Raw genomic sequence first — 12,536 nt, forward strand, 5'->3', positions numbered from 1 at the left:
AAACGACGAAGGCGGCTCCCGAAGGAACCGCCGTCTGTGGTGGGGAAGGGGGGAGTTGAACCCCCACGCCCTTTCGGGCACACGGACCTGAACCGTGCGCGTCTGCCATTCCGCCACTTCCCCGTGGCTTGCGCGTCAGAGCGTAACCGTACTCCCACTCGGCAGAATCACCGGGTAGGCACTAGGCTTCCCTGGGCGCCACGGAAGAGTAGCACGGGCCAACCGGTCAGCTTGCATACGGGCGTGCGACGTCCGGATACCATCATGACCTCGGAACCCGAGGAGGAACCGGTGAGTGTGCTGCAGCGCTTCGAGAAGCGCCTAGAGGGCCTGGTCGAGGGGGCCTTCGCCAAGGTCTTCAAGGGGGTCGTCCACCCCGTGGAGATCCTCAACGCCATGCAACGGGAGGCGGAAGCCCACAAGGCGATTCTGGCCGGCGGGCGCACGCTCGTGCCGAATCGCTACGTGATCGACCTGTCGCCCTATGACCACAGCCGGCTGGCGCCCTACGCCGCCGCGCTCGCGCAGGAGCTCGCCCAGTCGCAGGCCGAGTTCATCGGCGAGCAGGGCTGGACGGTCTACGGCGACGTCATCGTCGAGATCGAGCGGGGCGACGGGCTCGACACGGGCATGTTCCGGGTGACCGCTGAGGTCTACACCGGCGCCGACGTCGCGCCTCCGCCGACCCCGGACCCTTACGGCGGGTACAACCAGCAGCAGGCGGCCGGGGGCTACGGGCCGCCGCCCGGGGGGCCCGGTGGGCCGGCCCGCAATGTTCGACTGGTGTCCGGCGACGGGCGAAGCTACCCTCTGTCGATCGGTTCGACCGTGATCGGCCGGGGCGACCAGGCCAACATGCGGCTCCCCGACGTCGGGATCTCGCGTCGCCACGCGCGGCTCGACTTCGACGGGGCTCAGGTCGTGCTGACCGATCTCGGCTCCACGAACGGCACGATGGTCAACGGTCAGCGCGTCTCTGCCGTCGCGTTGAACCCGGGTGACATGATCCAGCTCGGCACGACCACGCTGACCTACCGCGTGGATGGATGACCGTACTTCACGTAGGCGGATCTGAATGAGCGCGTCGTAGATGGAATTCGTCATCACGGTCGCCCGGTACGGGCTGCTCGTGCTGCTGTGGATCTTTGTGTTCACAGTGGTGGGAGTCATCCGCCGGGACCTGTTCGCGGGCTCGCGTTCGAGCCGGATCGTCGCCGCACCCCGGGGGGTTGGTGCGGTGGCGGCTCCCGGCCGTCCGGCGAAGGTGAAACGGGGCAAGACCGCCAACCAGCTATTCGTGACCGCCGGCGCGCTGGCGGGCACCCGCATCACCCTCGGGGAGGCTCCGATCACGATCGGGCGCGCCGAGGACTCGACGCTGGTGATCACGGATGACTACGCCTCGTCCAAGCACGCCCGTCTCGTGCCGCGCGCCGGCCAGTGGTACCTCGAGGACCTGGGCTCCACCAACGGGACCTACCTCGACAAGACCAAGGTCAGCGCGCCTACCCCCGTCCCCCTCGGCGTGCCGATTCGCATCGGGCGCACTTCTCTCGAGTTACGGCCATGACCCTCACCTTGCGCTATGCGGCCCGCAGCGACCGCGGTCTGATTCGGAGCGGCAACCAGGACTCCGTCTACGCCGGACCGCGGCTGCTCGCCGTGGCCGACGGCATGGGCGGCATGGCCGCCGGTGACGTCGCCAGCAACATCGTCATCGCCACCATGGCGCCACTCGACGAGGATGTGCCGGGCAACGCCATGATCGACACCCTTCGGGGCGCCGTCGATCTGGCGAACCAGCAGATCCGAGACGCGGTCGAGGAGAACCCGGCCATGGAGGGCATGGGTACGACCCTGACCGCCATGCTGTTCTCCGGCTCCAAGATGGGCATGGTGCACATCGGCGACTCTCGCGCGTACCTCGTGCGCGACGGGGAGTTCGCCCAGGTCACCAAGGACGACACCTACGTCCAGATGCTCGTCGACGAGGGCCGCATCAGTCTGGAAGAGGCCAACAGCCACCCGCAGCGCTCCCTGCTGACCCGGGCGCTGGACGGCCGCGACGCGGATCCCGAGTACTCCGTCCGTCAAGTCAAGCCCGGCGACCGCTACCTGCTCTGCAGTGACGGCCTGTCGGGCGTGGTGAGCGCGGAGACCATCGAGTCCACGCTGCGCGAGTACGTCGACCCGAACCAGTGCGCCGGCCGGCTCATCGAGCTGGCGCTGCGCGGCGGCGGGCCCGACAACATCACCGTGATCATCGCCGACGTCACCGACGAGGACATCGTCGAGGCCCGGCCGATCGTGGGTGGCGCGGCGGCCCAGGACCGGGGCATGGCGACCTCGGCCGACCAGTCCATGTCCTCGGCCCGGGGTGCCGCGCTGGCCGCGCCGCGCCCGCCGGTGCCCGAGGACGACGTCGACCAGCGCGGCGCCGGCGCGGGCAACCGCGAGGACGGCGAGCAGCGCTCCCGCCGCCACCCGGTGCGCACCGCGATCCTCCTCGTGGTGCTGCTGGGCCTGCTGGGCGGTGGGCTCTGGTACGGCTGGAGCGTCACCCAGTCGCAGTACTACGTCGGCGCCACGGACGCCGGTCGGGTCGCGATCTTCAAGGGCGTCCCCGGCAAGATCGCCTGGCTCAAGCTCTCCGAGGTCTACATGGAGAGCCCGACGCTGACCCTCGACGACCTGACCCCGGCCGCGCAGGGCACCGTCAGGCAGGGCATCCAGGTCGACACCCTCGCGCAGGCGCAGGACAAGCTGTCGCAGCTCGAGGACCCGACCAACCCCTCGCGCAAGCAGGCCTGCCCGACGGCGCAACCTTCCGACTCAAGCTCGGCGTCTCTTTCCGTGTCGGCCACGACAGCGAATCCGAGCGGCGGCGTGTCCGTGCCCGGCGGCGACCCGGCCATCCCGCCGTCGTCGACCACCGAGCCGTCCACCATGCCGACCCCGACCCCCGGCGCCAGTTGCTGACGTGCTGAGGCGAAAAGGAAGACAGTCGTGACCGCCACCGCCATCCCGGCTCCGTCGCCCATGGGCGGCGGAGCGGGCATCCCGGCGCCCTCCGCCCGCCCGCAGACCCGACGCAACGTGGAGCTGGGTCTGCTGCTCTTCGTGATCGCCATCCTGACCATCTACGCGGCGGTCGTCGAGGGCAACGCGATCGGCAAGGTCACCGGCGACTTCTGGGTGCAGACGGCCGTTATCGCGATCATCTTCCTCGCCGCACACGTGGCGGTGCGCTTCCTGGCGCCGTACTCCGACCCGGTGATCCTGCCCGCCGTGGCGCTCATCAACGGCATCGGCGTCGGGTTCCTGCGCCGGCTCGACCTGGCCACCACGAAGGTGGTCGACCGGCCCGACCTCAGCGTCTTCGGCGGCGACGGCTTCCGCCAGCTCGGCTGGACCGCCGCGGCGGTGGTCGGCGCGGTCGCGCTGATGGCGATCGTGCGCGACCACCGCTCGCTGTCGCGCTACGCGTACACCCTCGGCCTGACCGGCATCGTGCTCGTGCTCATCCCGGCGGTGCTGCCCGCGCGGTACTCGGCCATCCACGGCGCCAAACTCTGGATCAAGCTGCCGGGCTTCACGATCCAGCCGGGCGAGTTCGCCAAGATCGCGCTGCTGGTCTTCTTCGCCTACTACCTGGTGCGCAAGCGCGAGGTGCTGTCGCTGGCCAGCAAGCGGTTCCTCGGCATCGACTTCCCCCGCGGCCGCGACCTCGGCCCGGTCGTGGTCGTGTGGCTGATGTCGCTGATGGTCCTCATCTTCGAGAAGGACCTCGGCACCTCGCTGATGTACTTCGGCCTGTTCGTCGTGACGCTCTACGTCGCCACCGAACGGGTCAGCTGGCTGATCATCGGTCTCGGGCTCTTCCTCGGCGGGGCCTTCCTGGCGTACTTCCTGGGCAAGACCGTCGGCGGCCCCTTCCTGAACTTCTCCGAGCGCGCGACCACCTGGCTCGACCCGTTCGCGGACGCGGACGACAAGGGCTACCAGCTGGTCCAGTCACTGCTCGGGCTGGGCACCGGCGGGCTCACCGGCACCGGACCCGGCGCCGGGCAGCCGACCAAGGTGCCCGAGGTCTGGACCGACTTCATCTTCTCCGGCCTCGGCGAGGAGATCGGGCTCTTCGGGCTGACCGCGCTGCTGGTGACGTACCTGCTGCTGGTCGAGCGCGGCCTGCGGGCGGCGATCAACGTCCGCGACTCCTTCGGCAAGCTGTTCGCCGGTGGCCTCGCGTTCACGCTGGGGTTGCAGGTGTTCGTCATCGTGGGCGGCATCAGCCAGCTCATCCCGCTGACCGGGCAGACCACGCCGTTCCTCTCGGCCGGTGGCTCGTCGCTGGTGGCCAACTGGCTGCTGATCGGCCTGCTGTTGCGCATCTCCGACGCGTCGCGCCGGCCCGCCGGGGGCGCGCCCTCGGGTGGGCTCGGCGGCTCGGCGTCCGGCGGGGGCGGCGGCGCGCCGGTCCAGATCAAAGAGATGCCCACGGAGGTCGTGCGATGAACGCCCCGCTGCGCCGGGTCGGGGTCGTGGTCATGGTGCTGTTCGCCATGCTGTTCCTGAACCTGAACTACCGGCAGGTGGTCAAGGCCGACGACTACCGCACGAGCTCGCGCAACGGGCGTGTGCAGGCGACCGAGTACGAGCGGCCGCGCGGCAAGATCGTCGACGCCAAGGGCAACGTGCTCGCGGACGCGCAGTTGACCGGCGACTCGCTGAAGTACCTGCGGACGTATCCGCTCAAGGAGGAGTACGCCTCCGTCCTGGGCTACAAGCCGGTCAACCTGGGCGCCACCAAGCTTGAAAAGCTCAACAACGACTTCCTTATCGGTACCTCGGACAAGCAGGCGGCCGACCGGATCGCCGGCATGTTCACCGGCAAGGAGCCGGCCGGCGGCAACGTGCTGCTGACGCTGTCCAAGGGCACCCAGGACACCGCCTACCAGGCGCTGGGGACGAACAAGCTCGGCATCAAGAAGGGCGCGGCCATCGCGCTCGACCCGGCCACCGGCGCGATCCTCGCCGAGGTCTCGATGCCCAGCTACGACCCCAACCTGCTGAGCACCCACGACATCAACGCGGCCGCGGCGAACTACAAGACGCTCAACGGCGACCCCAACAAGCCGCTGCTCAACCGGGCGACCTCCGAGGTGTACCCGCCCGGCTCGACCTTCAAGATCATCACTTCGGCGGCGGCCATGACGGCCGACTCCTCGCTCACGCCCGACTCGAGCGTGCAGGGCGGCGAGTTCTACCAGCCGCCGGAGACCTCGTCGTTCCGCATCAAGAACTCCCACGAAGGCATCTGCCCCGACACCATCACGGTGAAGCAGGCGCTGACCGTCTCGTGCAACACCGTCTTCGCCCGCATGGGGGTCGAGCGGGTGGGCGCCGACAAGCTCAAGTCGATGGCCCAGGCCTTCGGCTTCGAGCAGGAGCCCCGCCTGATCGAGGACCAGGACCGCAACTACTGCGGCATCGTGGCCAGCCACACCGGCCCCATGACCGCGGGCACCGACAACCGCGTCGACCCTCCCGCCGTCGCTCAGTCGAGCATCGGACAGCGCGAGGTGAAGATGTCTCCGCTGCAAGGCGCCATGATTGCGGCGACGGTTGCCAACAACGGCAAGCAGATGCGGCCCTACATTGTCGACCGTCTGCAGAACGCCGACCTGTCGACCGCCGACCACACCGAACCCAAGGAGCTGCGCACGCCGATCACCGACGGCGTGGCGCACGAGCTGCAGGACATGATGTTCAGCGTCGTGGCGTCCAACGACGGCACCGGCCGCAGCGCTCGCATCTCGGGTTTGGACGTGGGTGGTAAGACCGGTACGGCGGAGAACGGCGAGGAGTCGGAGGACCACGGCTGGTTCATCGGCTTCGCGCTCAAGGACGGCAAGCCGATCATCTCGGTCGCGGTCTTCCTCGAGAACGCTGGCAAGGGCGGCAGCGGCGAGGCGGCTCGGATTGGCGGCCTGATCATGAAGGCATACGCGGACGAAAAGGGCATTCGATAATGAGGTGCGCGACATGTTGAGCGCCGGCACCACCCTCGGCGGTCGCTACCGCCTGGACGAGCGCATCGCCGGCGGCGGTATGGGTGACGTGTGGCGTGGCACCGACGAGGTGCTCGGCCGCACGGTGGCCATCAAGGTGCTGCTGTCCGCGCTGATGGAGGAGCCCGGCTTCGCCGAGCGCTTCCGGGGCGAGGCCCGCACCATGGCCACCATCAACCACCCGGGCGTCGTGGACATCTACGACTACGGCAGCGAGAACGGCACCGCCTTTCTGATCATGGAGTACGTGGAGGGCGACGCGCTCTCCCGCACCCTCTCCCGGGTCGGCCGGCTCACCCCGGCGCGCGCCATGGCGCTCATCGCCCAGGCCGCCGACGCGCTGCACGCCGCGCACGAGAAGGGCATCGTCCACCGCGACGTCAAGCCCGGCAACCTGCTCGTGCGCCCCAACGGCACGCTGGTGCTCACCGACTTCGGCATCGCCCGCTCGGCCGCCGTCGCGCAGCTCACCGCGGCCGGCTCGGTGCTCGGCACCGCCTCCTACATCTCGCCCGAGCAGGCCTCGGGCTCCCAGGCCACCCCGCTGTCCGACGTGTACGCGCTCGGCGTCGTGGCCTACCAGTGCCTCTCCGGCGTGCGCCCGTTCGAGGGCGACAACCCGCTCGAGATCGCGATGCGCCACGTCCGCGACATGCCGCCGCCGCTGCCGGCCGACATCCCGCCGCCGGTGGCCCAGCTCGTCGAGCGGGCCATGGCCAAGGACCCGGCCGCCCGCTGGCCCAGCGCCGCCGCGTTCGCCCAGGCCGCCCGGCGCGTCTCCGGCCAGTTCTCCGGCGGCACGGCCACCGGCCCCGCGGTCCCGCCGATGGGCGCCCCGATGGGCCCGCCCGGGTCGCCGATGGGCCGCAACCCCGTCTCCGGCGGCCCGGTCTCCGCGTCGCCCGTCTCGCCCGGCTACGGCAACCAGCCGATGTCCGGCTCGCCGATGTCCGGCCCGCCCACCTCGGGCGCCGGCGGCACCCGGATCATGCCCGGCGCTGTGCCGGGCGCGGCCGCCGGTGCGGCCGCGGGTCTCGGCGGCCACCAGGCGCGCGGCGCGGCCGGCGTGCCCCCGCCGCCGTCCAACGACACCGCGACCTACCTCGGCTCGACCGGTGGCTACCAGCCCCCGCCGCCCCGGAACACGTCCGGCGGCAGCGGCCGCAACAACAACATGATCCTGATCGGCGTGGCCGCGGTCGTGCTGCTGGTGCTCGTCGGCATCGGCGGCATCTACCTGGCCACCAAGGGCGACGACAAGCCCAGCAACCCGGTCGGCGGCACCGGCACGTCGGCGGCCCCGACCCAGGCGGCCACCTCCGCCAAGGCGACGGGCAGGCCGGTCGACGTGTCGTGCCGGCCGATCGGCACCGGCGACATCGTCAAGCGTGAGCTCGAGCGCAGGGGCATGAAGGTCACCCTCGTACCCCAGCCGACCAAGGGCGCGTTCCCGAACGCGGTCACCAAGGTGGAGCCGTGCGGTCCCACCATCCCGCAGGGCACCACGATCACGCTGACGGTCAACCAGGGCGCGATCGACGAGGAGCCCACGGCGACGGGCAACCCGACCGGCAACCCCGGCGCGACGCAGTCCAACGCCGGTCCGAAGGCCAGCGTGACCTGCGAGCAGCCGGGGATCGTGATCGACGGCCGCTGTGTCGGAGGATGACCGGCGTTAAGGTTTCACCACCTCGAATGTGTCCCCGTCGCAAGACGTGGCAAGGTAGATAGTCGATGACCGAAGGACGACACGACATGACCGCCCAGCCACGCCTCCTCGGCGGCCGTTACCAGGTCGGGGAGTTGCTCGGCTATGGCGGTATGGCCGAGGTCCATCGGGGTCGTGACCTGCGCCTCGGCCGCGACGTCGCGATCAAGACCCTCCGGACCGACCTGGCCCGCGACGCCACGTTCCAGCTGCGGTTCCGCCGGGAGGCGCAGAACGCCGCCTCGCTGAACCACCCGGCGATCGTCGCCGTCTACGACACCGGCGAGGAGCGCGGGCCGGCCGGCGAGGAACTGCCGTACATCGTCATGGAGTTCGTCAACGGCCGCACCCTCAAGGAGGTGCTGGCGGCCGAGGGCCGGCTCATGCCGCGCCGGGCGCTGGAGATCACGGCGGACATCTGCGCCGCCCTGGAGTTCAGCCACCGGCACGGCATTATCCACCGCGACATCAAGCCGGGCAACGTGATGCTCACGCAGACCGGCCAGGTCAAGGTGATGGACTTCGGCATCGCGCGGGCCCTGGCCAGCGGGGCCACGACGATGACGCAGACCTCGGCGGTGATCGGCACCGCGCAGTACCTCTCCCCGGAGCAGGCCCGCGGCGAGCCTGTCGACGCCCGCAGCGACGTCTACGCGAGCGGCTGCGTGCTGTTCGAGCTGCTCTGCGGCCATCCGCCGTTCGTCGGGGACAACCCGGTGTCGGTGGCCTACCAGCACGTGCGGGAGGACCCGCGGCCGCCGAGCTCCAGCAACCGCGACGTGACGCCCGAGATCGACGCGGTCGTGCTCAAGGCGCTGGCCAAGAACCCGCTCAACCGCTACCAGTCGGCCGGCGAGATGCGCGCGGACGTCATGCGCGCCGCGGCCGGCCGCCCGGTCTCGGCGCCCCCGGTGATGACCGAGGACGAGATGGCCGCGGTCATGGCCCAGCAGCAGACCACGCAGTACCGGCCGCCGCCGGCCTCGCGCCAGCCGGCCCGGGCCAACCAGCGGCAGAAGCGCAAGAGCTCCACCGGCGTCGTGGTGGCGCTGACGGTGCTGGGCCTGCTCGCGGTGGCCGCGCTGTCGATCGGGCTCTACCTGGCCAACCAGGAACCGCCGGTGCGTGTGCCGCAGATCACCGGGCGCAACCAGGGCGAGGCGGCCGAGGTGCTGCGCCAGTCCGGCCTGACCGGCGACCCGCGCGCGGGCTCGACCGAGAACTGCCAGACCGGGGTCGTGACCCTGCAGAACCCGACGCCCGGCGCCGAGGTCAAGCACGGCTCGCAGGTCGACTACGAGGTCTGTGGCGCGCCGGCCCTGGTCACCGTGCCGCCGCTGACCCACCTGAGCAAGAACGAGGCCACGCAGCAGCTGCAGAACCTCAAGCTGCTGGTGCAGGTGCAGGAGCGCGACGGCATCGAGCCCAAGGACGAGGTCCAGACCTCCGAGCCGGCGGCCAGCACCCAGGTCAAGGTCGGCTCTACGGTCACCATCTACGTCTCGAAGTTCAACCAGGCGACCATGCCCAACGTGCTGGACAAGAGCCCGGGCGAGGCCCAGGGCCTGCTCCAGGCCAACGGCTTCACCAACGTCACCACGCAGAACGTGACGGTCACCGACGACTCGAAGGTCGGGCTCGTGGTCGGCGCGACGCAGACCATCGGCAAGGTCTACCTCAAGACCGAGAAGATCGTCCTGCGGGTCGGCCAGGCCGACAACACGCCGTCCGTACCGGCGTCGGCCAACCCGAGCAAGAGCGCCGGCGGCTGACCCTGACAGTCCGTGCCCTGTGGATAACTCGGCAGTTATCCACAGGGTTGTGCACAACCCCCTAGGCGAAAGCGGCGACCCGGCGGGCCTCGACCTCGGCGACGAGCTCCGGGGCGCGCTCGAGCGCGTCCGGCCGCCCGCAGGTCGCCAGCCAGTTGGCGAGCATCTGGTGTCCGCCCTGGGTCAGCACCGACTCGGGGTGGAACTGCACGCCCTCGATCGCCAGCTCACGGTGGCGCATCGCCATCACGACGCCCGACTCCGTGCGCCCGGTCACCTCGATCTCCGGCGGGAGCGTCTCCTCGAGGACGGCGAGGGAGTGGTACCGCGTGGCGATGAACGGGTTCGGCAGCCCGGCGAGCACGCCCTGCCCGGTGTGCTCCACGAGCGAGGTCTTGCCGTGCAGCAGCTCCGGTGCGCGCGTGACGGTGGCCCCGAAGGCCGCGCCGAAGGCCTGGTGGCCCAGGCACACGCCGAAGATGGGCAGCTTCCCGGCCAGCTCCTGGATGACCGCCATGCAGATGCCGGCGCGCTCCGGGGTGCCCGGCCCGGGGGAGAGCAGCACCCCGGCCGGGTTCGCCGCGGCCACCTCGGCGACGGTGATCTCGTCGTTGCGGCGGACGTCGCACTCGACGCCCAACTGGCCCAGGTACTGGACCAGGTTGAAGACGAACGAGTCGTAGTTGTCGATGACCAGGACGCGCACGTTGTTCCTAACTGGGGAGGACCACCTGGGGGGCCGGGCTGGTGCCGCCCGTCTTCGCCGACGGGGCCATGGACGGGGCCGGGCTCTCGATCGTGATGTCCGCGCCCGGGTCGTTGGTCTCGACCTGCACGTCGTCGAACGGCAGGATCGGCTCGACCGCGGGGAAGACCTGATACCAGAGCAGCGCCGCGACGCCGAGGGCGAGCACGCCGGAGACGAGCGCCTTGAGCTGCCACTGCTTGAAGGGGATGTGGCGCCAGAGCCAGGAGTACACGCGCTCAGCCCTTCAGCTCGGCGGGATCGCCGTCGGCGGCGGACTGGGTGCGGGAGAGCTCGGCGTGCACCACGAGACGCTGGTAGTTGTTGAACTTCGGGTTGCACGTGGTCATCGTCAGCAGCGCCTTGGTCGGCACCTCGCCGGGCTTGTCCGGCACGGGCGCCACCACCTGCACGGAGGTGGGCAGGACGATCTCGTGGCCGGTGACGTTGTAGACGTACCAGGTGTCGGCGGTCTTGACCAGCACGGGATCGCCGGGCTTGAGCTGGTCGAGGTCCCACCAGATGGCCGGCGTGCGGTGCCCGGCCATGGAGAAGTTGCCGATCTGCCCCGGCAGGGCCGTGTCCGGGTAGTGCCCGGGCGCGTAGCGGATGTCGGCCGGGGTCACGCCCTGCACGACGGCCCACTTCTTGTTCAGCCGCGGGATGTGCACGGAGGCGATAACGGCGCCGTTGGCCGGCTTGACCACCTGCGGCGTGGCCCCGGTGCTGGGCCCGACGGTGGGCTGCTGGGCCCACTGCTGCTCGAGCTGGCGGTTGAGCTCGTTCTGGTGGGCGTCGACGATCGCGGACTTGCCCCAGACCTCGTAGCCGGCGAACAGCAGCACGATGAGGCCGAAGGTGATGAGCACCTCGCCCGTGCCGCGGCTGATGGCGCGGGCCACCGAGCCGAACGTGGTCCTGGTGTATTCGGAGTACACGCTCCGGTACCCTTCCTCGGTGCGGACCGGGCGCAATGGAACCACCACGGCGCCCTTCGGCGCCGGCGGTGCGGCCGGCTGGTCCTCGTCCTCGGGGGTGGGAGTCGGTGGAAGTTTCTCGGCCTCGGCGGCGGAGGGACCGGCCGTCGAGGTGTCGCTGAATTTCGGAATATAGGCGGTTTCGGCGGCGTCCGAGGTGATTTTGGGGATTATCGCGGTCGCATCCCCCTCCGGAGCCGACGGAATCCGCGGAATCACGGCCGTGGCGTCCGGCTCCGGAGCGAGCGGCGGAGGCGTCGGAGCGGGAGGTGGCGGCGTCGGAGCCGGTGGAAGGCGCGGAATCACCGTGGTGGCGATGTCGTCCTGGTCGAGCGCGCGGTGGCGGGGGCGGTGCGGGTCCACGGCCGCGGCTCCGGTCAGGACCCGGCCTGCGCGGCGCGCAGTGCCGTCGAGCCGTCGTACGCCCTGGCCTGCACGTCGGCCTCCACCTTCACCTGATAGCCGAGCCCGAAGGAATTGGCGGCCTCACTGAACAACCGGACCCCCTCGGAGGCGTCGAGCGCGCGCTGCATGGCTGCCTGGTCGCCGATGGCGGCGACCTCGAACGGCGGGGAGTAGACCTGCCCGTCGAGCAGCAGCGTGTTTCCCACGCAGCGTACCGCGCTCGTCGAGATCACCCGGACGCCCATCAGCGTCATCGCCTCCGCCCCGCCGGCCCACAGGGCATTCACCACGGCCTGTACGTCTTGCTGGTGAACGACGAGGTCATCGGGGGTGGCGCCGGCCGGCCGGGTGCCGTCGGCGCGGCGCGGGGCGTCGTTGAGCGTGACCCGCAGGCCGGGCCCGTGCACGGCCGTCAGCCCGGCCGCCGCCTGCTCGGCGGCGCCTCGCCGGCGCTGCTCGTCGACCTGTCCGTCGGCGCCCGCCTGGCCCTGCTGCTGCCTGTCGATCTCGGCGCGCAGCCGGGCGGCGCGGGACCGGGCGTCGGCGATTTCTTTTTTCCGCTCGGCGATGAGGTTCGTCAGTTCCGGCCGCCGGTCGTCGCGCAGGTCGGTGCCGTGGGCGGTCGCGGCGCTCAGCGAGAACAGCATCCCGGCCACCAGCAGCACCACCGGCGTCAGCACTGACCAGGCGAAACCCTGTTTCTGAGGGCGGCGCGGAAGCATAGCGCGACCGAGCCGCCGCAGGGCGTGGGTCCACGAGGAGCCGCCCGATGTGTACTCCACCACGACCCCTCCCCACATGCGCGTGCCGACTTGACTACGCTAGACGGAGAACATTATTCAGGCCGACGCTGGCGGA

11 protein-coding genes and 1 tRNA gene are annotated in these 12,536 nt (G+C 70.5%); 7 read left to right on the forward strand and 5 right to left on the reverse strand.

The window, feature by feature from the left end:
* Nucleotides 1–37: 37 nt before the first annotated feature.
* Nucleotides 38–123 (reverse strand) — tRNA-Leu (locus tag ACPPVO_RS00260).
* Nucleotides 124–264: 141 nt separating this feature from the next.
* Between ACPPVO_RS00260 and ACPPVO_RS00265 the strand changes: the two genes are divergently transcribed.
* The 7 genes from ACPPVO_RS00265 to pknB all read left to right on the forward strand — a co-directional run bounded on the left by ACPPVO_RS00265 (nt 265) and on the right by pknB (nt 9,551).
* Nucleotides 265–1,050: a DUF3662 and FHA domain-containing protein gene (locus tag ACPPVO_RS00265; protein WP_360367961.1), complete on the forward strand. Its 786-nt coding sequence runs from the start codon at nt 265–267 to the stop codon at nt 1,048–1,050.
* Between the two features lie 40 nt (nt 1,051–1,090).
* Nucleotides 1,091–1,570: an FHA domain-containing protein FhaB/FipA gene (locus tag ACPPVO_RS00270; RefSeq protein WP_344616713.1), complete on the forward strand. Its 480-nt coding sequence runs from the start codon at nt 1,091–1,093 to the stop codon at nt 1,568–1,570.
* On the forward strand, nt 1,567–2,979 hold the full coding sequence (locus ACPPVO_RS00275) for a PP2C family protein-serine/threonine phosphatase (protein WP_426509081.1): 1,413 nt from the start codon (nt 1,567–1,569) through the stop codon (nt 2,977–2,979). The genes ACPPVO_RS00270 and ACPPVO_RS00275 overlap by 4 nt, the downstream gene beginning before the upstream one ends.
* 60 nt (nt 2,980–3,039) lie before the next feature.
* Nucleotides 3,040–4,515, forward strand: a complete 1,476-nt coding sequence (locus tag ACPPVO_RS00280) for an FtsW/RodA/SpoVE family cell cycle protein (protein ID WP_426514927.1) — start codon at nt 3,040–3,042, stop codon at nt 4,513–4,515.
* The gene (locus tag ACPPVO_RS00285) at nt 4,512–6,032 is read left to right on the forward strand and encodes a peptidoglycan D,D-transpeptidase FtsI family protein (RefSeq protein WP_426509082.1); all 1,521 of its coding nucleotides are present in this window, start codon (nt 4,512–4,514) and stop codon (nt 6,030–6,032) included. The genes ACPPVO_RS00280 and ACPPVO_RS00285 overlap by 4 nt, the downstream gene beginning before the upstream one ends.
* A 13-nt stretch (nt 6,033–6,045) precedes the next feature.
* The gene (locus tag ACPPVO_RS00290) at nt 6,046–7,740 is read left to right on the forward strand and encodes a serine/threonine-protein kinase (RefSeq protein ID WP_426514928.1); all 1,695 of its coding nucleotides are present in this window, start codon (nt 6,046–6,048) and stop codon (nt 7,738–7,740) included.
* Between the two features lie 86 nt (nt 7,741–7,826).
* Nucleotides 7,827–9,551, forward strand: coding sequence for a Stk1 family PASTA domain-containing Ser/Thr kinase (gene pknB / locus ACPPVO_RS00295; RefSeq protein ID WP_426514929.1), 1,725 nt, complete (start codon nt 7,827–7,829; stop codon nt 9,549–9,551).
* Between the two features lie 61 nt (nt 9,552–9,612).
* Here pknB and ACPPVO_RS00300 read toward each other — a convergent pair whose 3' ends face one another.
* From ACPPVO_RS00300 to ACPPVO_RS00315, 4 genes are all read right to left on the reverse strand, one after another.
* Nucleotides 9,613–10,257: an aminodeoxychorismate/anthranilate synthase component II gene (locus ACPPVO_RS00300; protein WP_426509083.1), complete on the reverse strand. Its 645-nt coding sequence runs from the start codon at nt 10,255–10,257 to the stop codon at nt 9,613–9,615.
* Between the two features lie 7 nt (nt 10,258–10,264).
* Nucleotides 10,265–10,531 carry a hypothetical protein gene (locus ACPPVO_RS00305; RefSeq protein WP_426509084.1) on the reverse strand — a complete coding sequence of 89 codons (267 nt, stop codon included), beginning with the start codon at nt 10,529–10,531 and terminating at the stop codon, nt 10,265–10,267.
* Nucleotides 10,532–10,535: 4 nt separating this feature from the next.
* The gene (locus ACPPVO_RS00310; RefSeq protein WP_426509086.1) at nt 10,536–11,234 is read right to left on the reverse strand and encodes a class E sortase; all 699 of its coding nucleotides are present in this window, start codon (nt 11,232–11,234) and stop codon (nt 10,536–10,538) included.
* A 416-nt stretch (nt 11,235–11,650) separates the two neighbouring features.
* Nucleotides 11,651–12,460 (reverse strand): DUF881 domain-containing protein, encoded by an 810-nt coding sequence (locus ACPPVO_RS00315; protein ID WP_426514930.1) that lies wholly within the window; start codon nt 12,458–12,460, stop codon nt 11,651–11,653.
* Nucleotides 12,461–12,536 lie beyond the last annotated feature (76 nt).

Source organism: Dactylosporangium sp. McL0621, from assembly GCF_049995355.1.
In the GTDB taxonomy this organism is placed as follows: Bacteria; Actinomycetota; Actinomycetes; order Mycobacteriales; family Micromonosporaceae; genus Dactylosporangium.

Excerpts from the sequence above, each read along its gene's own strand:
- ACPPVO_RS00290 (WP_426514928.1), top strand. The coding sequence starts at position 6,046 with ATGTTGAGCGCCGGCACCACCCTCGGCGGTCGCTACCGCCTGGACGAG.
- ACPPVO_RS00280 (WP_426514927.1), top strand. The coding sequence starts at position 3,040 with ATGGGCGGCGGAGCGGGCATCCCGGCGCCCTCCGCCCGCCCGCAGACC.
- ACPPVO_RS00270 (WP_344616713.1), top strand. The coding sequence starts at position 1,091 with ATGGAATTCGTCATCACGGTCGCCCGGTACGGGCTGCTCGTGCTGCTG.
- ACPPVO_RS00285 (WP_426509082.1), top strand. The coding sequence starts at position 4,512 with ATGAACGCCCCGCTGCGCCGGGTCGGGGTCGTGGTCATGGTGCTGTTC.
- ACPPVO_RS00275 (WP_426509081.1), top strand. The coding sequence starts at position 1,567 with ATGACCCTCACCTTGCGCTATGCGGCCCGCAGCGACCGCGGTCTGATT.
- ACPPVO_RS00265 (WP_360367961.1), top strand. The coding sequence starts at position 265 with ATGACCTCGGAACCCGAGGAGGAACCGGTGAGTGTGCTGCAGCGCTTC.
- pknB (WP_426514929.1), top strand. The coding sequence starts at position 7,827 with ATGACCGCCCAGCCACGCCTCCTCGGCGGCCGTTACCAGGTCGGGGAG.